Origin of the sequence: Pseudoalteromonas sp. NZS71_1, assembly GCF_015864305.1 — a bacterium.
Taxonomy (GTDB): Bacteria; Pseudomonadota; Gammaproteobacteria; order Enterobacterales; family Alteromonadaceae; genus Pseudoalteromonas; species Pseudoalteromonas arctica.
On the sequence record NZ_JADYXM010000003.1, the window covers coordinates 59218 to 81436 of the forward strand.

20 protein-coding genes are annotated in these 22219 nt (G+C 39.8%); 15 read left to right on the forward strand and 5 right to left on the reverse strand.

Annotated elements, in window-relative coordinates; translation table 11 throughout:
* Positions 1-4: 4 nt before the first annotated feature.
* The 11 genes from I6F43_RS05650 to rpoS all read left to right on the forward strand — a co-directional run bounded on the left by I6F43_RS05650 (position 5) and on the right by rpoS (position 7590).
* Positions 5-484, forward strand: a complete 480-nt coding sequence (locus I6F43_RS05650; protein ID WP_010554439.1) for a DUF2947 domain-containing protein — start codon at positions 5-7, stop codon at positions 482-484.
* A 74-nt stretch (positions 485-558) separates the two neighbouring features.
* Entirely contained in the window at positions 559-1194 is a 636-nt protein-coding gene (locus tag I6F43_RS05655) for a hypothetical protein (RefSeq protein WP_165722868.1), read from the forward strand.
* Between the two features lie 37 nt (positions 1195-1231).
* Positions 1232-1519, forward strand: a complete 288-nt coding sequence (gene ftsB / locus I6F43_RS05660; protein WP_007584772.1) for a cell division protein FtsB — start codon at positions 1232-1234, stop codon at positions 1517-1519.
* A complete protein-coding gene (gene ispD / locus I6F43_RS05665; RefSeq protein WP_197101396.1) occupies positions 1509-2210 on the forward strand; it encodes a 2-C-methyl-D-erythritol 4-phosphate cytidylyltransferase in 702 nt (233 codons plus the stop codon). The genes ftsB and ispD overlap by 11 nt, the downstream gene beginning before the upstream one ends.
* On the forward strand, positions 2207-2704 hold the full coding sequence (ispF, locus tag I6F43_RS05670; protein WP_197101398.1) for a 2-C-methyl-D-erythritol 2,4-cyclodiphosphate synthase: 498 nt from the start codon (positions 2207-2209) through the stop codon (positions 2702-2704). The genes ispD and ispF overlap by 4 nt, the downstream gene beginning before the upstream one ends.
* Positions 2701-3753: a tRNA pseudouridine(13) synthase TruD gene (gene truD, locus I6F43_RS05675; RefSeq protein ID WP_101217722.1), complete on the forward strand. Its 1053-nt coding sequence runs from the start codon at positions 2701-2703 to the stop codon at positions 3751-3753. Before ispF ends, truD begins: the two co-directional genes overlap by 4 nt.
* Complete coding sequence (surE, locus tag I6F43_RS05680; RefSeq protein WP_101217723.1) at positions 3734-4498, forward strand: 5'/3'-nucleotidase SurE; 765 nt, start codon at positions 3734-3736, stop codon at positions 4496-4498. Before truD ends, surE begins: the two co-directional genes overlap by 20 nt.
* Positions 4488-5126: a protein-L-isoaspartate(D-aspartate) O-methyltransferase gene (locus I6F43_RS05685; RefSeq protein WP_007584780.1), complete on the forward strand. Its 639-nt coding sequence runs from the start codon at positions 4488-4490 to the stop codon at positions 5124-5126. Before surE ends, I6F43_RS05685 begins: the two co-directional genes overlap by 11 nt.
* A 9-nt stretch (positions 5127-5135) precedes the next feature.
* Positions 5136-5714 (forward strand): YqaA family protein, encoded by a 579-nt coding sequence (locus I6F43_RS05690; protein ID WP_007584782.1) that lies wholly within the window; start codon positions 5136-5138, stop codon positions 5712-5714.
* A 41-nt stretch (positions 5715-5755) separates the two neighbouring features.
* Entirely contained in the window at positions 5756-6580 is an 825-nt protein-coding gene (locus I6F43_RS05695) for a peptidoglycan DD-metalloendopeptidase family protein (protein ID WP_197101400.1), read from the forward strand.
* Positions 6581-6615: 35 nt separating this feature from the next.
* On the forward strand, positions 6616-7590 hold the full coding sequence (gene rpoS, locus I6F43_RS05700) for an RNA polymerase sigma factor RpoS (protein ID WP_007584786.1): 975 nt from the start codon (positions 6616-6618) through the stop codon (positions 7588-7590).
* A 91-nt stretch (positions 7591-7681) separates the two neighbouring features.
* On the opposite strand, the gene mutS is transcribed toward rpoS, so the two are convergent.
* On the reverse strand, positions 7682-10267 hold the full coding sequence (mutS, locus tag I6F43_RS05705) for a DNA mismatch repair protein MutS (protein WP_007584788.1): 2586 nt from the start codon (positions 10265-10267) through the stop codon (positions 7682-7684).
* A gap of 21 nt (positions 10268-10288) precedes the next feature.
* On the opposite strand from mutS, the gene I6F43_RS05710 reads away from it, so the two are divergent.
* A complete protein-coding gene (locus I6F43_RS05710; protein WP_165722864.1) occupies positions 10289-10777 on the forward strand; it encodes a CinA family protein in 489 nt (162 codons plus the stop codon).
* Between the two features lie 68 nt (positions 10778-10845).
* A complete protein-coding gene (gene recA / locus I6F43_RS05715; RefSeq protein WP_024591486.1) occupies positions 10846-11889 on the forward strand; it encodes a recombinase RecA in 1044 nt (347 codons plus the stop codon).
* Between the two features lie 382 nt (positions 11890-12271).
* Here recA and I6F43_RS05720 read toward each other — a convergent pair whose 3' ends face one another.
* Positions 12272-14395: a TonB-dependent siderophore receptor gene (locus tag I6F43_RS05720; protein WP_165722863.1), complete on the reverse strand. Its 2124-nt coding sequence runs from the start codon at positions 14393-14395 to the stop codon at positions 12272-12274.
* Between the two features lie 220 nt (positions 14396-14615).
* Positions 14616-15782, reverse strand: a complete 1167-nt coding sequence (locus I6F43_RS05725; protein ID WP_197101402.1) for a DcaP family trimeric outer membrane transporter — start codon at positions 15780-15782, stop codon at positions 14616-14618.
* Positions 15783-16222: 440 nt separating this feature from the next.
* Here I6F43_RS05725 and acs point away from each other — a divergent pair, with 440 nt between their 5' ends.
* Together acs and I6F43_RS05735 are read left to right on the forward strand one after the other, a co-directional pair.
* Positions 16223-18163 (forward strand): acetate--CoA ligase, encoded by a 1941-nt coding sequence (acs, locus tag I6F43_RS05730; RefSeq protein WP_197101404.1) that lies wholly within the window; start codon positions 16223-16225, stop codon positions 18161-18163.
* Between the two features lie 104 nt (positions 18164-18267).
* Positions 18268-18918, forward strand: coding sequence for a response regulator transcription factor (locus I6F43_RS05735; RefSeq protein ID WP_007584799.1), 651 nt, complete (start codon positions 18268-18270; stop codon positions 18916-18918).
* Between the two features lie 181 nt (positions 18919-19099).
* Here I6F43_RS05735 and purU read toward each other — a convergent pair whose 3' ends face one another.
* Both purU and I6F43_RS05745 read right to left on the reverse strand, forming a co-directional pair.
* Positions 19100-19930 carry a formyltetrahydrofolate deformylase gene (gene purU / locus I6F43_RS05740; RefSeq protein ID WP_197101406.1) on the reverse strand — a complete coding sequence of 277 codons (831 nt, stop codon included), beginning with the start codon at positions 19928-19930 and terminating at the stop codon, positions 19100-19102.
* Positions 19931-20143: 213 nt separating this feature from the next.
* Positions 20144-22030: a hypothetical protein gene (locus tag I6F43_RS05745; protein WP_169043787.1), complete on the reverse strand. Its 1887-nt coding sequence runs from the start codon at positions 22028-22030 to the stop codon at positions 20144-20146.
* Positions 22031-22219: the final 189 nt, after the last annotated feature.

A 22219-nucleotide genomic window follows, 5' to 3' on the forward strand; every position in this document is an offset into this window, starting at 1 on the left:
TACTATGAACTATATTTCGCTAGATGATTACAAAAAAGCATGGGTTTTTCGTCATAAAGACTTACCTGTATCAGATGAAGACGCAGTAAAAATAAAGCCTATGGGAGATGAGCGCGCAGCCGTACTTTGGACAACCATGGTAAGCCGTGAGTTTGATCACCCAGATTTTTTTGAAGACACCGATTGGTGTGGCCAAGAAAAAAGCTTTAGCCAAGAAGTAGATTGGCAAGATGCGTGGGAAAATGGTGATGCGCAACCACCAGAAGCAATCTTAACGTTTTTAGATTGGGAAGCTAACACCACTGTTTATTTTTGTATGGCACGCGATAATATTATCGAAACAACATTTGATGTATTTAAACGCAATTGGCAAAACTTTATGTTTTTAGCTGATGGCAGTTTGCTGATTGGTAAAAAGCGTAATACGGTTGTGCAATTTTTAGAATCAGGTAAAGCAAAATTAGGTGAAAAGCCAAGCGCTTAATTAGTGCGCTGCGCTTAAAAAACATTCAATACTGTGTTATAAAACATTTATCTGAATATTTTTGAGTACAGCTTTTGGTCGCTAAAAATCAGTTACTTGGTGCTCAGCAGCAAGTTGAAATTTGGCAAACTGATGCACAAAAAGTGTTGTATGCACAATTGTGCAATGCGTTTTATCAGCGTGAGGTTCAGCGATTAGTTGCAGAGCCTAATGCCGATAAACTGCGCCGTCAGTTAAAAAGCCTACCTTATTATATTGAGCGAGCTGCAACGTTAGTTGCCAATGGTGACACGCCTTTTACGCTGGACGCGCAAAATGGTACGTGGCTTGAAAAGCAAAAACCGACCCCACCCGATGTGAATGTTCAAGCTAATGAACTTTTTTATCAAACGTATGCCAAAGTGGGGCTTATAGTGCCCGTTATATTACATGGCTACGATCAGGTGCGTCTTAGAATAGACAGTATCGATCAGTTAGGCGAAAATAAGCTGCATTGTAACGAGCTTGGTTGGTTTGATTTTTTAGGAAATGGGCTAGAGCAGCAAAATGCTCAGTTAATAAAGCCAAGTAAAGTGAGTTTAACCGCTGCATGTTGTGGGCATCAGTGGCAATTTTCGAAGCGTTGTATGCCACGGGTTTTATCACTACGCGAAATGCTTTTAGCGGGTAGTATTAATTGGCGCAATTTAAAGCGCCCCTTAGCGTATTAAAGTTAAGGTATTTGGAATTTAAAATAAGGAGTGTTAAATGCGTATTTTTCAAGTTGGCTTACTGTGCTTAGCACTGTTTGTACAATACAGATTATGGTTTGGTCATAATGGTTTACAAGACTACACACGGCTAAAAGGTGCTGTAGCGTCGCATCAAGAAACCAACGAAAAGCTCATTAAACGTAATAAAGTACTTAAAGCAGATATTGAAGACTTAAAGCTTGGCCAAGAAGGCATTGAAGAGCGTGCACGCAACGAATTGGGAATGATTAAACCGGACGAAACATTTATTCGTGTTTTACCGGGCAAACAATATGACAAATAAACAGACTATTGCAGCAATTGTACCTGCTGCGGGCGTTGGCAGTAGAATGCAGCACAATGCGCCTAAGCAATATATACAATTAGCCGGTAAAACCATTTTAGAACACACCTTAGCTAAACTTTCTCAATTACCTCAATTACGCACTATTGTTGTTGCCCTTAGCGACAGCGACCCCTATTTTGACGAACTCCCAACACTTGATAAGCGCATTGTTCGCGCCAGTGGCGGTAAAGAGCGTGCAGGTTCAGTACTTAATAGCTTACTTTTTTTAGCACCTAACCCGCCTACATGGGTGTTGGTGCACGATGCTGCGCGTCCGCTAGTTAATATTAGTGATATAGAACGTTTAATTGATGAATGTATACGCGCTGATGAAGGCGGTATTTTAGCTAGCAAAGTAAAAGACACCATAAAACGCGGCCACACTCATGCCCTACAAACTGTGCCACGAGACGATTTATGGCAAGCACTTACCCCGCAGTTTTTTAAATATGACGAGCTTAAAAATGCATTGCAAAACGCATTAGCAAACGGGGCTACTATTACCGATGAAGCCAGTGCAATTGAGTGGGCGGGTAAGCCAGTAAAGCTTGTAGCAGGTCGCAGCGATAATATTAAAATAACCACGCCAGAGGATTTAGACTTGGCTGGGTTTTTATTACATAAACAACAAAACGAGAGTGCATTATGATACGAATTGGCCATGGTTTTGACGTACATAAATTTGGCGGCGAAGGCCCGTTAACTATTTGTGGTGAAAAAATTGATTATTCACAAGGCTTTTTAGCGCACTCAGATGGCGATGTCGCTATTCATGCATTATGTGATGCTATTTTAGGCTCGCTTGCAATGGGTGATATTGGTAAGCACTTTCCAGATACGGCTAGCGAGTATGAAAATATCGACAGCCGTATTTTACTTCGCCATGTGGTGAGCTTAGCTAAAGAGCAAGGTTATGTAATTGGCAATGGCGATGTGACTATTGTTGCACAGGCGCCAAAAATGCTGCCACACATTCAAGCTATGCGTGCTAATTTAGCCAGCGATTTAAATTGTGACCTTAGCCAAATTAACGTTAAAGCCACTACTACCGAAAAGCTAGGCTTTGAAGGGCGTAGGGAAGGCATTTCTAGCCATGCGGTGGTTATTATGAGTAAAGAGCTTGCGAGTACAAAAAACGCATGAGCGATTTAAATTATTTATACGGTGCACCGCTTTCTAAAGCTGATTTTAAAACCACTGCTGAAGACTTTATGGTTGATGAAGACCTAGGTATAGAATTTACCGGCAGTGGCGAACACGTGTGTTTGCAGGTGGTTAAAAAAGGCGAAAATACGCAATACGTTGCAAAGCTAATTGCACAGCGTGCGGGTGTTTCACCGCGAGACGTAAGTTACGCCGGCATGAAAGATCGCCACGGAGTGTGCTCACAGTGGTTTAGTGTAAAAGTACCGATTAAAAAGCCTATCGATTTTAGCGATTTAAATAGCGAGAGTATTTTTATTGTGTCGCAACAGCGCCACGACCGTAAATTACGTACGGGTTGCCACAAAGGTAATAGATTTACTATTACGCTTCGTAATGTAACCAAGCCCCTTGATATTCTATGCCGTATTAATGCTGTACGCGCAGGTGTGCCTAATTACTTTGGTGAACAGCGCTTTGGGCATGGCGGTCATAACTTAGTAATGGCTGAAAAAATGTTTGCTGGGGAGCGCATTCGCGATAAAAAACTGCGCGGTATTATTATTTCAGCAGCGCGTTCTCATGTATTTAATCAAATAGTAAATTTACGCGTTAAAGAGCATGGTTTAGCTAAAACAATGCACCGTGAAGTATTTATGCTCAGCGGCAGTAATGCATTTTTTGAAGATGCAATTAACGACGAAAACATAGAGCGATTAGCCACTGGCGATATTATGATGTCGGCACCTATGGTGGGCAAAAGCGAAAAAGGTTTAACCGAACAAGAAAAAATATGGCTTGAACCTTTCCAAACATGGTGCGATGGCTTAGGTGAGCTAGGCCTTAAAAATGAGCGCAGGATGCTGCGTTTAATTCCGCAAAACTTAACGGTTGAGACCATAGATGAAACCAGTTTAAAACTGAGTTTTGGTTTGCCAAAAGGGTGTTTTGCAACTGCATTATTACGTGAGCTGGTGGACTATAAAGATGCTAGCCCTCGAGAGCGCAAAGAAAAGGATAATGACATAAATGAAGATACTGCTAAGTAACGATGATGGCGTAAATGCTAAAGGCATTGCGGTTTTATATCAGGCGCTTATACAAATTGCAGAGGTAACCCTTGTTGCACCTGATCGCAACTGTAGTGGCGCAAGTAATTCTTTAACACTAATGAACCCGCTACGAGCGACTACACTCGAGAATGGTTTTATGTCGGTAAATGGCACACCTACTGATTGTGTGCATTTAGGTGTCAATCAGTTAGCTAATGAAAAACCAGACCTTGTTGTTGCTGGCATTAACCATGGTGCTAATTTAGGCGACGATACACTTTATTCTGGCACCGTTGCAGCTGCAACTGAAGGTCGCCATTTGGGCTTACCTGCAATTGCAGTATCGCTTTGCTCACATAAAGGTGAGCATTTTGAAACAGCCGCTGCTGTTACCGTAAATATTATTAAAGGTTTGGCTTCGCATCCGCTTCCAAAAGATCAAATAATAAATATAAATGTGCCAGATATTCCACTAAGTGAATTAAAAGGGGTGCAAGTAACTCGTTTAGGTGCTCGTCATAAAGCAGAAACCATGACGAAACAAACGGATCCCTGGGGCCGTGATATTTATTGGTATGGATCGCTTGGCACCGAAAGCGATGCAGGTGAGGGTACCGACTTTTACGCAATCAATAACGGTTATGCCTCTGTTACGCCATTAAGTGTTGATATGACAGCCAAAGACAGCCTAAAAGCAGTAGGAGACTGGTTAGCCGATTTGGAGATTAATCGTGCTCGCTAATTATACCCGCAGTGCAAAAGCGCTATCTGACTTACTAAAGCGCGAAGGCGTTGAAGATACACAAGTACTGAGTGCTATTGCTGATATTCCGCGACACATATTCGTAGACGATGTGCTAAAACACAAAGCTTATGAAAATACGGCGCTACCTATTGGGCAAGGGCAAACTATTTCCCAGCCTTATATAGTAGCGCGCATGACAGAGCTACTTCGCTTAGCTGGTGTGCGCAATAAAGTGCTGGAAATTGGTACTGGCTCTGGATATCAAACTGCAATATTAGCCAAAACGTTTACAAAGGTTTATTCGGTAGAGCGTATTAAAACGCTTCAGTGGCAGGCAAAGCGTCGATTGCAGCAACTCGATTTATATAATGTAACCATGAAGCATGGTGATGGTTGGCAAGGCTGGCAATCACAAGCACCTTTTGATGGTATTATAGTGACTGCTGCGGCCTCTAAAGTTCCGCAAGACTTACTTGCTCAGTTAGCCGATGGAGGCGTGTTATTAGCGCCCATTGGTGAGAGCGATCAAAAATTAGTAATGGTTATCCGCGAAGGCGATAATTATAAAGAGCATGTTATTGCTCCCGTTAGATTTGTGCCGTTAGTACCTGGCGATATTGAATAGGAATTCATTTTGAAGTTGTTTACCAAGTTATACGATATGGCCCTAGTGTGGGCAAAGCACCGCCATGCGGAACGTTATTTAGCTGCAATGAGTTTTGCAGAGTCAGTTTTTTTTCCAATACCGCCCGATGTAATGCTTGCACCTATGTCGCTTGCGCAACCCAAAAAAGCATGGCGTTTTGCAAGCTTTGCCACAATAGCATCGGTTGTTGGTGGAGTAGTTGGTTACTTGCTTGGGTTTTGGCTATTTGAACCCGTTGTTGAGCCATTGATTGCACAAATGCACTGGCAAGAAAAGTTTGATATCGCATTAAATTGGTTTAAAGATTACGGTGTTTGGGTTGTGTTTTTAGCTGGTTTTTCGCCTATACCATATAAAGTATTTACCATTGGCGCAGGTGTTTTACAAATGGCATTTTTGCCATTTTTACTCGCATCGGCGATTGGACGTGGTGCGCGATTCTTTTTAGTTTCAGCCTTAATGAAGTGGGGCGGGGCTAAAATGGAAGCAAAATTACGTCAATATATTGAAATACTTGGTTGGGGATTAGTGGTATTAATTGCGCTAGCGTACTTTTTATTGCGTTAAGCGTTAAAAATATCAATTGTCTAATTTGGGAGAAAAATACAATGAATAAACAGTTTTTACTGTATGTGACTATATTTGTTGGTGTTTTTCTCTCAGGTTGCTCTTCTCGCCATATTCCAGCGCCTGTTAGCAGCCTAAATAATAATGTTAATGATTTAGGTCATGCCATTAACATAAATGGCGATATTTATAAGGTGCAAAAAGGTGATACGCTCTACTCTATAGCCTTTAGCGCCGGTAAAGATTTTAGATTACTTGCAAAAAACAATTCAATTCCATCACCTTACACAATTTTCCCTGGGCAAAACATCTCCTTAACCCCCAAGCCCGAAAAAACAAAAAGGGATGAAAAATATACGAATTTGAGTAAAAAGTCTATAAAAAACACACAAAAAAATAACATAATATTAAAGAAAGAGCTTGATCCTCCAAAACAACGAGAGTATGTTCAGAAACAAGCCAGTAACAAAGTTAGTAATACTAAACGTTTGTCGAGCAGTAAAGTTAAGTGGTTTTGGCCTGCAAAGGGCAAAATTACCAAACGCTTTTCTAATAAGGAAAACGGTTATAAAGGTTTACAGATTACTAATCGCAAAGGGGCTTCAGTCTTAGCTGCGGCACAAGGAACAGTGGTATACGCGGGTAACGCTCTACGAGGTTATGGTAGTTTAATCATATTGAAACATAATGATGATTACCTAAGTGCTTATGCACATAACTCGAAATTACTTGTTAAAGAAAAGCAGAAGGTTAAGGCAGGACAAAAAATAGCAGAAATTGGTAATTCAGAATCTCCGGTCACCGCGCTTCGTTTTGAAATTCGCTACCGAGGGCAAGCTGTCAATCCTGCTAAATACCTACCCTAATTTTCAGGTATTGATAATTGCTCGGGAGAAGGCTTATGGCTAGCGCAGCAAAACTTGACAAACACACTACGACTGACGAAAAATTCGATGACATCGCTGCTGATGAAAGCACAACTTTACTAGATAAAGTAGAAGACGATGAAATCTTTGCAAAAGAAGAAGTAACTAAAAATCTTGATGCAACCCAACTTTATTTAGGCGAAATTGGTTTTTCTCCTTTGCTTAGCGCAGAAGAAGAAGTGTTTTTTTCTCGCAAATCACTTCGAGGTTGTGAAGCCTCACGCAAACGTATGATTGAAAGTAACTTACGTTTAGTTGTTAAAATAGCACGCCGTTACAATAACCGTGGCCTTGCTCTACTCGATTTAATTGAAGAAGGTAACTTAGGCTTAATTCGCGCTGTTGAAAAATTTGACCCTGAACGTGGCTTTAGATTTTCTACTTACGCTACATGGTGGATACGTCAAACAATTGAACGTGCCATTATGAACCAAACGCGTACCATTCGCTTACCTATCCATGTAGTTAAAGAGCTTAATGTTTACCTGCGTACAGCACGTGAATTAACTCAAAAGCTTGACCATGAACCAACAGCTGATGAAATTGCAGCTTGCCTAGACAGACCCGTTGAAGACGTAACTAAAATGCTACGTTTAAACGAAAGAATTGCATCGGTTGATATGCCGATTGGTGGTGAAAACGACAGTGTACTGCTTGATATCATTCCAGATGAAAAAAGTGCAGGCCCTGAAGGCGAAGTACAAAATAATGATATTAATAAACATATTGTAGATTGGTTAGGAGAATTAAACCCTAAACAACGTGAAGTGTTAGCTCGTCGATTTGGATTGCTTGGCTATGAGCCATCTACACTTGAAGATGTAGGTCGTGAAATAGGCTTAACACGTGAGCGTGTAAGACAAATTCAGGTAGAGGCATTACGTCGTTTAAAAGACATTTTGCAACAAGAAGGTTTAAGTACAGATAGCTTGTTTAATCAGTTTTCGTAACTAGTTAAATAGTATAAGAGACTATGTGTGTTAAAAAGCCGAAGAATTTATTCTTCGGCTTTTTTTATGCTTGTAAATTAGATGATATAAATTACAACAATGCTTTTAGTTTATATAACAAATCGTGCGCTTGGCGTGGCGATAAATTATCAGGGTCAATTGCGCTTAACTGCTCTTCAACTTCTGAAGGTGTATTTTGTGCAACTTCATTATTAAAAGTAAATGCTTGTTGCTCTGTATTTGGTGCAGTAACGCTTTGATGATTTTCAAGTAACTTAAGTTTTTGCTTTGCTTGTGCAATAACAGCTTTTGGCACACCTGCAAGAGCGGCTACTTGTAAACCAAAGCTTTTGCTTGCTGCGCCATCAAGTACTGTATGCATAAAGGCGATTGTATCGTTATGCTCTATTGCATCAAGGTGCACGTTTACCAGACCTGTTGTTTGTTCAGCAAGTTCTGTTAACTCAAAGTAGTGCGTAGCAAATAATGTTTTAGCTGATATTTTTGACGCTAAATGATCGGCTGTTGCATACGCAAGCGAAAGCCCATCGTAGGTACTTGTACCGCGACCAATTTCATCCATTAACACTAAAGACTGCGCCGTGGCATTATTTAAAATAGTTGCTGTTTCTGTCATTTCTACCATGAAGGTTGAGCGACCTGATGCTAAATCATCGCTTGCACCAATACGTGTAAATATGCGATCGATATTACCAATTTTAGCGCTGTCTGCAGGTACATAACTGCCAATGTGAGCCATTAGTACAATAAGTGCTGTTTGGCGCATATAGGTTGATTTACCGCCCATGTTTGGACCCGTAATAATCAACATTTTACGTTGGCTGTTTAATTCAACAGGGTTAGCAATAAACGGTTCTTTCATTACTTGTTCAACAACAGGGTGACGACCTTGTTTAATGCTTATATTGTCGTTATCGCATAGTTCTGGTTTTGCATAATTGAGTGCAAATGCACGTTCGGCCAAGTTATTTAATACGTCTAAATCGGCCAGTGCTGCTGCCATCATTTGCAGCTGTTCAATATGTGGAGCGATAAATCTGAACAGCTCTTCGTATAGTTGCTTTTCAAGCGCTAAGGCTTTTGATTGGCTACCAAGTACTTTATCTTCGTGCTCTTTAAGCTCAGGAATAATATAGCGTTCGTTATTTTTGAGCGTTTGGCGACGAATGTAGTCGGCTGGCACTAAGTGGGCATTGGCGCGGCTTACTTCAATAAAAAAGCCATGTACGCGGTTATAACCAATTTTAAGCGTACTAATACCCGTGCGTTCGCGTTCACGTAACTCTAGTTGATCAAGTACATCGGTTGCACCTTTACTTAAGTTACGCCACTCATCTAGTTCGCTGTTGTAACCAGGGGCAATAACGCCACCGTCACGAATAAGTACCGGTGGGTTTTCTATCACTGCACGTTCTAATAACTCTTGTAAATCAGGGAGCTCAGGCGAGTGCTTGATAATACCCGCTATACGAGGATCGTTAGCATCACCTAACAAAGTATGTAGTGGCGCAAGTGCTTGTAATGCGCTGCGAAGGCGAGTTAAATCGCGCGGGCGAGCTGTGCATAAAGCTAGGCGTGCAATAACACGCTCTACATCACCAATCTCTTTTAATGATTCGTGTAATTCGCCGCACAGTTGTACATCTAAAATAGCGCTAATTGCATTTAAGCGTGAATTTAGCTCGTCTTTATTACGTACAGGTGTATGAATACGGCGCTTAAGTAAACGAGAGCCCATAGGTGTTGCTGTTTTATCAAGTACCTGGGCAAGTGTATTTTCAAACCCACCTGATAAATTAACGGTAAGTTCTAAGTTTTTACGAGTAGCGGCATCTAAAATCACAGCGTGTTCGTTGTGCTCAAGTGTAATTGCACGAATATGTGGCAGTGCAATACGTTGTGTATCTTTTACGTATTGCATCAGGCAACCGGCAGCAACAAGCGCGCTGTGGGCTTTATCAACACCAAAACCAACTAAATCTTTAGTACCAAACTGATCGCATAATAAGTGCTCGGCCGTATCTAAGTCGAACTCCCACTCTGGGCGGCGGCGGGCACCTTTTATATGCTCAATTAAATGAAAGTTTTCAAAGCTTTCGCTATACAGAAGTTCTGCCGGAGCTAAGCGCTGAATAGTTGAGCTAAAGGCTTCGTCGGTGTTAACCTCTACAACGTTAAAGCGACCAGAGTTAATATCAAGGTACGCGATACCGTACAGACCTTTTTTACTTTGCCAAACGCTGGTAAGGAGGTTGTCTTGTCGTTCTTGTAAAAGCGCTTCATCAGAAATTGTACCAGGTGTAACTATACGAACAACTTTACGATCGACAGGGCCTTTACTAGTTGCAGGGTCACCCACTTGTTCACAAATAGCGACTGATTCACCCATTTGGACTAGGCGTGCTAGGTAGTTTTCTACTGCATGATAAGGTACGCCCGCCATAGGGATAGGATCGCCACCGGCTTTACCGCGATGTGTTTGCGAAATATCGAGTAATTGAGCGGCGCGTTTAGCGTCATCAAAAAAGAGTTCGTAAAAATCGCCCATACGATAAAACAATAAAATATCGCGATGCTCTGATTTTATTTTTAGATACTGCTGCATCATAGGGGTTTGTTGTTTTATAGTGTGTGGTGCATAAAGATCAAACGACATGTATTTACCCAAAGGCTGAATATGGAATTACATCAAGAGATTAAAACACTTGCTGCGCAATTAGGCGCTATTTTAACGGATAAATGCTTATGGATCACTAGTGCTGAGTCATGTACTGGTGGCGGAGTGAGTTATGCCCTTACAGATACGCCCGGAAGCTCGGCTTATATTGACCGCGCATTTGTGACTTACAGCAACCAAGCAAAGCAAGACTTACTAAATGTAAGTGCCAGTACATTAGCGCAATTTGGTGCTGTGAGCGAGCAGACAGTACGTGAAATGGCACTAGGTGCAATTAAGGCAACAAACGCAAATATATCTATAGCTGTATCGGGTATTGCAGGACCTGGCGGGGCAACTGATGGCAAACCTGTGGGACTTGTGTGGTTTGGCATACAAATTAATGACAAAGTACTGACCTTTAAACAAGTATTCTCTGGCGATAGGGCTCAAGTTAGACTGCAAGCTATTGTATTTGCATTGAAAAGTGTAATAGATGAGATAAAATAAAAAAATTAGCTTGATACTGTGATTTCATACAGTATACTTGATTCCATTAGCTGGATTTGGAGAATAAAATGAACGATAACAAACAAAAAGCGTTGGACGCTGCACTATCACAAATTGAACGTCAATTTGGTAAAGGCTCAATTATGAAATTGGGTGATAACAAAGCGTTAAACATTGAATCTGTATCTACAGGCTCATTAGGTATTGATATTGCTTTAGGCATAGGTGGTTTACCTATGGGACGTATTGTTGAAGTATACGGACCTGAGTCATCTGGTAAAACAACGCTTACTTTACAAGTTATCGCAGAAGCACAAAAAGAAGGCAAAACATGTGCCTTTATTGATGCTGAGCATGCTCTAGATCCAGTTTATGCACAAAAGCTTGGTGTTAACATTGATGAGCTTTTTGTATCGCAACCAGATACCGGTGAACAAGCATTAGAAATTTGTGACATGTTAGTGCGCTCAAGCGCGGTAGACGTTGTTGTAATTGACTCGGTTGCTGCACTTACACCAAAAGCTGAAATTGAAGGCGACATGGGCGACTCGCACATGGGCTTACAAGCACGTTTAATGTCGCAAGCATTACGCAAGCTTACTGGTAACATTAAACGCTCTAACACGTTATGTATTTTCATTAACCAAATCCGTATGAAAATTGGTGTTATGTTTGGTAACCCAGAAACAACAACGGGTGGTAATGCACTTAAGTTTTACGCATCGGTACGTATTGATATTCGTCGTATTGGTTCTGTTAAAGAAGGCGATGAAGTTGTTGGTAACGAAACTCGCGTTAAAATTGTTAAAAACAAAGTAGCGCCGCCGTTTAAACAAGCTGAATTTATCATCATGTATGGTGAAGGTATTTCTAAGCAAGGCGAGCTAATTGACCTAGGCGTTAAGCATAAAATTGTTGAAAAAGCAGGTGCTTGGTATAGCTACTGTGGCAACAAGGTTGGCCAAGGTAAATCTAACTCAATTAAGTTTTTGAAAGAAAACCCAGAAATTGCAGATGAGATTGAAGGCAAGTTACGCGAAATGCTTTTATTAAAAGCAACTATTGAACCAGATGATGGTGAAGATAAGTTGGGCGATGACGCTGATCTTTAACAGCCTCAAAATGAGTTTTTAAGCTTGATTTGACCCGAGCTTTAAAAAGCGTTAATCAGTAATGATTAGCGTTTTTTTGTTATTAAAAACTTAAAGTAGATAACCTGAGCTCTGGATAATAAATCTATCTCGAGCAGCTATTTTCAGCGCTAACTGCGTTGAATTTACTTACAATAGGCCAGCTATTGACGCGTAAATTCGCCTTGTTTCCACTGAAAATCTCTGGCTAGAGAAAATAAATTTAAATACCACTATGATTCAATACGTTAGTAAATCTCTTAACCAGAGTTTAGGTTAGATAAAAATAAAAACGACACATTAAAAATGTGTCGTTTTTTAATTTAACCGCAAAAATCTACAGCCTTTAATTAATCAAATATATTTATAACTGCCAATTTACAGATAGAGCGTAGTTACGCGGTGCACCGTAGTAACCTTGTTCCCAGTATAGGCTGTGCAAATATTTTTCACCTGTGGTGTTATTAACGTTGAAAGTGACTCCTACGTTATCTGTAATTTTGTAAGTGGCCATTAAATCAAGTAACCCGTATGCATCTTGGTTGGTAGTAACACTTGCAATACCATTAGCATCTTTAACTTGAACTCGGCTAGTTGAATCCTGCCAGCGATAGTTTGCACCAAATGATAAGCCATCAACTAAAGGAACTTGGTAGGTTGCGGCCACTTTAAGTTGGTTTTCTGGTGTGTAATCTTTTACTAAATCATCACCATCAATATTTAAATTACTAAAGCTAATACTTGCACTTAAATCATCTGTAAATTTACCACTTAACTCTACTTCAAAACCATTACTACTAATGCCATCAGCTGCATAATAACGCGTATCACTTGGTAATGAGTTAGCTATAGCAACAGCAAGGCCATCTTGTTTTGCATCAAAATAAGCAAACGTTACAAATAACTGGTCGTCTAGAAGCTGTGCTTTGACACCTATTTCGCTACTTTTGCCAGTAACAGCAGGTAGTTGATTGGCATTTATGTCTAGTTCTTTTTGCGGTACAAATGTTTCTGTATAGCTTGCATAAGCCGATAGAGATTCGTTAAAGTCGTACACTGTACCAATGTACGGTATTAGCTCAGAGTCACTTCGAGTTTGAGCAACGCCATAGGCTGTGCCTTTTGTTTCCCAATCGGTATAACGCACGCCAGCGAGCACACTTAAAGGCTCACTTAATTTAATGCGAGTAGATATGTAAGCTGATTTTTGCTCGTTAGTAATATCACTACCATTTACGCCATCAGCAAGTGTTGCCTTTGGTACTACACCATCCCACGTTTTAAGTGATGGCATATCTGGAAAACCATTGCCTGTAGTGTAATCGTAAAGAGACTGCTCGTTGTAATCCATTTTAGCTTGGCTAACACCAAATGATAGGTCGTGCTCTTGATTAAATAAATCAAACTTACCACTGGCGTATAAATCAAATAAGTCATGCTTATCTTCGTAATCATAACGGCTAGCATAACCTGTTAAACCAAGTTCAGTATCTTTATCAGGGGTACCGTATACGTAGAACAGCTCTGAGTTTTGCTTGTTTTCGATGTGAGCATAGCGTGCTCTAGCCACCCATGTTGCTGATAAGTTTTGTTCAAGCGTTACATATACTTGCTCTGCACTGTTATCCCAGTAAGACCAATCAGCAGCAGTACTGGTTGATTCGTCATAGTTAGTTGGTGAGCCGTCGGTGTAATAAAGAGGTAGTGCCCCCCAAAGTGGGCTATCAGCATCTTTTTGTTGGTTAACGTAGTTAACGCTTAATAATGTGCTGTCTGTTAATTTGCCTTCGTAGGCTAAATAAATAATTGTTTTATCTGTTTCGTAGCGATCTAGGTATGAATCAGCTTTTTGCTTTGTAAATACAGCACGTACGGCGTGTTCTTCATTTATTGGCGTAGATACATCTAAATCTAAACGTTTTTTATTCCATGAGCCATACGAGGCTGATGCATTTGCTTGTGTTGTGTAAGTTGGTTTCTTTAAAACCATATTTACAGTTGCAGAAGGATTACCGGCACCGGTCATTAAGCCATTAGCGCCACGAACTATTTCTACACGGTCATAAATTGAAGTATCAAGGCTGCCTTGAATAGATCCAGAGCTTTGTGGAATACCTAAGCCATCAACTTGAAAGTTAGTAATTTCAAAGCCACGAGCTTTAAAGTAAGTACGATCTGTTTCTATTTGCTCTACTGTTACGCCGGGGGTGCTTTCAAGTACTGAGTTTATATCGTCTAGTGAAAAGTCGTCCATTAATGCGCGTGATACTACCGAGATTGACTGTGGTGTTTCTTTAATTGTTAAACCTAGTTTGGTAGCTGATTGCGCTTCTTCTGTTATGTAGTTTTTGTGATGTTGACCATATACCGCAATTTTTTCGAGAGGTTCATCTTTTACAGTTGCTTCATCAGCAAGTGCATAACCAGATAGAATTAAAGAAGTAGCAAAGCTTAATTTAGATAAACGCAAAACTTGAGGGGACGACATAAGTTTTTCCAGTTAGTTCAAAAAGAAGTGCGTAACTTAATCTAAATGATATCGATTTGCAATTAGGTTGTGTGTTTTTACCTATTATTATTCTATTTTGTTGGATTTTAGCGTCACATAAAGAGATTATGGGTACGAATTGATGAATTATATAGAACTTAATATCCCTTATAAAAAAGCGGCCTAGGCCGCTTTTTTAAAGTAGTTAGCTTTTTAGTTATTAAAAAGAGTATTTAACAGAGAATTGTAAACGATCTAAATCGCCATCTACGCCACTTTCAGTTTCACGCTCAGCATGTTTTAGCTCAGCTCCAAATGTTAGGCGTTTAACAGGGGAATATAAAATGTTAGCGCTATAGCTTTGGCTTGATTCAGTCGGATCACCAGAAATAACTAATAAATCAGTGTTGTTATCAGCAGAGAAGAAAGAGTATAAGAATGTTGAACGCCATTGGCTTGTCCACTTGTGCTGGTAAGCAACAAAACCAGAAGTCGAATCAATGGCATCTAGTTCATCGCCATTAAGTACTGCGCCGTGAGCAACGTTTAAGCCTACGTAACGGCCTAAGCCTTTACCTTGAGTAAGCATAAATTTAAGGTTGTCTTCACCAAGGTTTATTTTACCCGACGCACTAATACCAAAAGATGTTTCATCTGCATCAACACTGCCTACCTTATAGGTAAGTTGGCGAGCAAGCGCTGCAACAACAATGTTACCCCAATCAGCTTTGTGTGTGTAACGAGCTGTAAAGTCAGGCAATGATGCATCATCAGTTACTACCATACCGCTAGTAGTAGAAATTGTACTTTCTGGGTTTTCTAATGAGAAAGACCATGCGCCAGTGGTATATTTAATTTGCGATTGACGAACAAATATAGTGCCTTCAGCTGGGCCTACAAAATCAAGCGTTTCAGCAAGGGCACCCACGTTTTGAAAGTTAGACCATGTTTGACCAAATAACCAACCGTCGTATGTCACAAACGCATGGCGAATACGTGGAGCATAAGAGTTTGATACACGTTCATTGCCGCCAGCAGCTGAGGCTAAAAAATCAATCTCAATTTTAGTGTTAACGGTCTTACCGTTATCCATAACAGTGGCTGTGCCAAAGTTAAAGCGTGACTCGCGAGCATGCATATCAAACACAGCATCTGAGCTGTTATCGTCGCCAACTGTTAGCGTACTTGGTACGTAAAAGTCACGACCTACGTTTGAACCTGCAGGCGCACCCGCTGAATAATCACTCCACATAGAGTCGAGTTTAATGTATCCACCGTAAGTAAATTCGGTATCACCAATTTTTGCAGCAGTTGCCGCGTATGCAGTACTTGATAGTGCACATAGTACAGCGCTTGCTGCCAATGTTTTTAATGGGGTAAATTTCATTGTGGTGTCCTTTATAGGCTACTTGTTATTTGTTACTTTTTTTTCATAGATATTTGTATTACTTGCTACGAGTATTACTTACGAATAAAAAGGGTTGTTAATTTGGCTTTCAATTCACTTTCTATTTTCATTCGTTAAATAAAGCATTTTAGTAAGTACAACAAAATATCTTTATTAGAGTACGACAACACTGTTGAATATGTGCAATATTTACTCAATTACCTATTGGTCTATAAGACTAAGGTTTGAGAGCAGATTAGTTTGTATTTACTTACATTTAACGCGTTGTATTATTTATGTAAAAAAATTGAAAGCAGAAGGATTATAAACTACAAATGAGGAAATTGAAGAGGTGTACAACTAAGGTCTAATACTTAATGTAGCACTGCTGAGTAATCCTTGATAAAAGCTTAAGGCAAGTAATTTAAATGGAGACTAAGATGTCACAAAGTATCTATCCAGTTCCTGCGCATATTAAAGATGCGACTCTTGTAGATAAAAATAAATATAATACGCTTTACAAGCAATCTATTGATGACCCAGAAAGTTTTTGGCGTGAGCATGGCAAACGTCTTGATTGGTCTACCCCTTATACAAAAGTTAAAAACACATCATTCGATAAAGGCCATATAAATATTAAATGGTATGAGGATGGCTACCTTAATGCTTCGTACAATTGTATCGATCGTCACTTAAAAACCAAAGCAGATAAAACGGCGCTTATTTGGGAAGGTGACAGCCCATCTCAAAGTGAGAATATTACTTATCAACAATTGCATGATGAAGTAGCCAAGTTTGCCAATGGTTTAAAAAAGCTAGGTGTTCAAAAAGGTGACCGTGTAGCGATTTATATGCCTATGACGCCTCAAGCTGTTTATGCAATGCAGGCTTGTGCACGTATTGGTGCTATTCATTCGGTTGTATTTGGTGGCTTTTCACCTTCTGCGATTGCAGATCGTATTCGAGATTCGGGTGCCAAGGTCGTTATTACTTCAGATGAAGGGCGCAGAGCGGGTAATTGTGTTCCATTAAAAGCAAATGTAGATGAAGCGGTAGCGCAAGAAACTGTAACCTCAATTGAGCATGTTATTGTGCACCAATTAACCGGCGGTGAAGTTGATTGGAATGAGCACGATATATGGTGGCATGACCTAGTTGCTGATTTACCAGCAAAGTGTGAACCAGAGCCAATGAACGCTGAAGATCCATTGTTTATTCTATATACGTCAGGTTCAACAGGTCAGCCGAAGGGGGTTGTGCATACGACTGGTGGCTACTTAGTTTACTCATCAATGACACATGAATACGTATTTGATTTAAAAGAAGACGATGTGTATTGGTGTAGTGCCGATGTAGGTTGGATCACAGGCCACAGTTACATTGCATACGGGCCATTAGTAAACGGTTGTACACAAGTATTATTTGAAGGTGTACCAACTTATCCAACTGCAGGACGTATGGGCGAAATTGTTGATAAACACGGTGTAACTATTTTATATACTGCGCCTACAGCAATTCGTGCGCTAATGGCGAAAGGTGATGAGCCAACAGCTTCGTCAAATCGCGATAGTTTACGTATTTTAGGCTCGGTTGGTGAGCCAATAAATCCAGAAGCATGGACGTGGTATTACGAGAGTATTGGTAAATCTAATTGTCCGATTGTTGATACGTGGTGGCAAACAGAAACCGGTGGCATAATGATTACGCCTTTACCGGGTGCAACTGATACAAAACCTGGTTCTGCGACACATCCATTTTTTGGTATTGCCCCTGCATTATTTAATGCTGAAGGCAATAACCTTGAGGGTGCTGTAGACGGTAATTTAGTAATTTTAGATAGCTGGCCATCGCAGGCGCGAACGGTTTACAACGACCATGAACGTTTTGAACAAACTTATTTTAGCGCCTACCCAGGTGTTTACTTTACAGGTGATGGGTGTCGTCGTGATGAAGACGGGTATTACTGGATCACAGGACGTGTGGACGATGTACTTAACGTATCAGGCCATCGCCTTGGTACTGCCGAAATTGAAAGTGCTTTAGTTGCGCACGAAGCAGTAGCCGAAGCTGCAGTAGTGGGTTACCCGCATGATATTAAAGGCCAAGGTATTTATGTTTATATTACGCCTAACGAAGGTGTAACAGTAAGCGATGAGTTAACCAAAGAGGTACGTAACTGGGTTCGTAAAGAGCTTAGCCCAATAGCATCACCAGATATGATTCAATGGTCACCGGGTTTACCTAAAACGCGCTCAGGCAAGATTATGCGTCGTATTTTACGTAAAATCGCTGCAAATGAGCACCAACAACTCGGTGATACGTCAACGCTTGCAGATCCATCTGTAGTTGATGAACTAATCGAGAACAGATTAAATCGTTAAATGTGCGTTAAAAACTTGATTACAAGTTGATTCTAAACGTAGTATATCGGCTGTCAGTAATGGTTTTATACCTAACTGGCAGCCGAATTTATTAGGAGTGAACCATGAGTCAGTTTTTAATAGCGGACGACCATCCGTTATTTCGTGAAGCACTAAAGGGCGCATTGAGCGCAAAATTTGAAGGTTTAGAGGTTTTTGAATCATCCGATTTTGACAGCACACTGCAAGTGTTAAGCGAGCAAGAGGATCTTGATATATTACTGCTAGACCTTCACATGCCAGGTAATGGTGATTTATATGGTCTTATTCGTATTAGAGAAGAATACCCAAGCTTACCTATTGCCGTTGTTTCGGGTAGTGAAGACGCTAATATAGTTTCTAAAGTAATGGGTTACGGCGCTATGGGTTTTATTCCTAAATCGTCATCGTCTGATGATATTGCCAGTGCAATTAACCAAATACTTGAAGGCGATACATGGCTACCAAAAGAGCTAAAAAACAAAGTAGCTGAAATTGAAGGTGAAGATAGAGAAATAGCAGCGCAAGTTGCCTCATTAACACCTCAACAATACCGAGTGCTGCAATATCTGCACGAAGGTTTACTTAATAAGCAAATTGCTTATGAACTGCACATATCAGAAGCAACAGTAAAAGCACACATTACAGCCATATTTAGAAAACTCGGCGTGTACAATCGTACCCAAGCCGTTTTAATTGCCGCTAAATTAAAACTCGAGCCAATAGAGCAGGCATAATTTACATTTAAAAAGTCACTTGCTTATTTATGAGCAAAAAAATGCCAGCAACAATGCTGGCATATTTTTATGTGTAGAATAATCAATTAGAATTCAGGTTAATAACAAAATGCATACCTTGTTATCAACACTGTTTTATTACCTCAAAATAAACTACTTAATTAAGCGAATTGGTACAATGCTAAGAAAACACTACAGTTTTATTACCATTAATAAATAGCTTATGCTCTGATGCAAGTTGGAGTGCTTTACAAAACACTGTTTTCTCTACATCTTTACCCATTTTAGCCATCATTTCGGCGGTATTAGCATGTGTAACGCTTGTTACATCCTGCAAAATAATAGGGCCTTCATCAAGCTCATTATTCACAAAGTGAGCGGTAGCACCAATAATTTTTACGCCGCGCTCAAATGCTTGATGATAAGGTTTAGCACCAATAAATGCGGGTAAAAATGAATGATGAATATTAATTATTTTGCCTTCGAAGCGACCCACAAATTCAGGGCTTAAAATACGCATGTATTTGGCAAGACCAATAATATTAGGGTTGTAGCTGGCAATTAAATCACCTACTTTTTGATCGTGCTCGCTACGAGTTAGTCCTTCGTGCGATACAACATGAAACGGCACATCAAACCCTTTTGCTAAAGGCTCTAAATCAGCGTAGTTAGCAATAACGGCTAATACTTCAATATTAAGAGTTTGTTCAAATTGCTTTAGCAACATACCACCTAAACAATGGGCTTCTTTAGTTGCAAGTAAAACTACTTTAGTTTTTGCACCGCAATGTAGGGCAAGTTTAGCGCCTTGTGGCAACAGTGCGCGTAGTTGATCTAAAAAGTCGCTTTGTGGCTCGCCTGTAAGCTCTGTGCGCATAAAAAATCGCTGTGCGTCTTTATCTACAAACTCGTTGTTACGCGTAATATTTAAATTGTTTTTATGACAAAGCCCTGTGATTTTAGCTATTAAGCCTACGTCGTCAGCACATTGGGTGGTTAGTATATAGCTCATTGTCCTCATTCTTACCCTGTAATTAATACTTCATTATTTGTGTTTTGGCACATAAAGCAAGGGCTTTGTGGACTAATCCAATATTAATCATGTTGTTGAGTATAAAAGAGGTAGTAAAGTTAAAAGGTATTGAATAGAGGTTAATAAAGGATAAAAAAATGCCACCTAATTTACAAGGTGGCATTAATACTAATAATCCAGAGTTTAAGTTAATTAACCCTTTGGCTCGGGAGATAAGTTTTCTTCTTGTCTTAAATACCCTGCAGCTTCTTCGTCATCTTTAGCTATCGCTTGCTGAGTAGGTATAGCACGCGTTTGCTGGTTTAATTGATGTATTTGTGACGCATTACCTAAATCACGCTCACTGGTGATTGAGGCGATAGATTCACGGTCTTTCAAGAACGCGATAACGTCTTTTTTGATTGCTTGCAATTGTCCTTCGTCTTTATGCATTTCCATAATATGGCGAGGATGTTCAAGATTTTTCATACCTGTTGCTGCAAACGTAGTAGAAATAACACGAGAAACAATAATCCAAGGCGTTATGCTACTGCGTACTAAAGTATTTTCTGAGCGAGTACTATCGTGAATACCAGTACCTGTTGATATTTTAGACTCAGTAAATGTGCCTTCGCATTTAAAGTACACTAGTAGTGATTCAAACTGCATTTCAGCAAAAAATAGATGAGCTGTATTTGTAAGCAATTGCGCAAATGCTTTAATAAGTATACCTATTAGCAATAAGTGAAAGCTTGTCATTAATAGCTCACTAAATTGAATAACATGTTGGTTATTAAATGCTTGTTTAAAGCTACTAATATTTGCAGCGTCAACGTAATGATAAATATTAATAAACGAATACGCTAAAAACACAGTAAATGCTAACGCTACAATATAAAGCAAGTTACCACTTACTAAAGCAAGTAACCGTGCTAGCGTAAAGTTTTTACCTAAGTCTATTGAGTGCAGTTTAGGTTGAATTTCTTGGATCATTTCACCTTTAAAACCGCCTTTACCTTCAATTTGTTCTTGAAGCTTAGGATCTAATTCGCGATAAACTCTGTTAGGTACTTCTTTATAACGACGGTTAGCCATTACTAGATTGTCTAGGTTTATAAAAATTTCGTCTGGATGAACAGACTCTTGCCAGTTTTCACGTAGTTCTGATACTTCAGCAGAAGGGGTAACTGCATTTAAACGCGCTTTAATCATAATAAAAGCAATTGCGCAGCTCAGAGTGGCTAATACAATAATCGCAATTAAGTACATGCCAGCATGAAGACTAGGTAGTTGCTCAATCCAGCCATCTATTTCTTGTTTGCTAATGTGTTGTTCTTTCATCAGCCATGACATAGAAAGGCCAATAGCGATTGGTAGAATAAAAGATAAAGAAATAATTTTAGCGAGTGCACCGGTACCAAGTGCTTCAATATTTTTTTCAGCGTTTCTAGAAATAGGTTTACCCGTAGAGCGCCACGAAAAAAGCACGTAGAACATTAATATGGCACTATAAACAGGAAATGCTAATTCGCCTGCTTCACCGGTAAAACCCGATAAAGATACAAATGCCACAAGGCCATAAGCAATAAGTGCAACAAGGGTACTTACCCATGAGCCAAATAAGCGCTGAGCAACATTACGAATAGGATAAGGTAGGAATAATAACTTAGGGATTAAGCTGTGAAGTAAACGTGATAAAAAACCATTAGGCTCTTTAAACGTACTGTTTTTACGACCAACCAGCATTTCTTCGAGTGATTGCGCGGTGTAGGCTACTTCTTTTTCTTCTTCTTTGGCGGTTGATGCTTGTGATTTACTGTAGTTATAAGCAAGTGAAGTAGGGTGGTTTCTGCCTACAAAATACTTAAGAGTTGCATAAATACCACTTGAAAGTGAGCGAATGCCGAATGCTAAAATAAGCATGCCAAACACCATTAAAATCCATCCAGCGGTTGTATCTTCTTTTACTGAGCCCGCAGCAATAACAAGTAAACTAATACCCGCTATAGACTCGATGAGTCCTCTTACAGCTGTTACTTTACCTTCAAGTTTGAAGGGGTTTTTTAGTCCAAGATCAATCGATCCATAATCAAAAGCCATTGAATGCTCCTTTTAAACAGCATGCCCAATTAAGGGAGAATATAAGCGTAGTTATAATAACCATTATATATATCGTATTTTTGTTTTTGCTCAATTTTTGATTATATATCAATAAAGTCGTTCAGTTTAAGGTTATTTTAAAGTGGTACATTCTATGCTTTGAAATATAAGCTTAAGCGAGTTAACAAT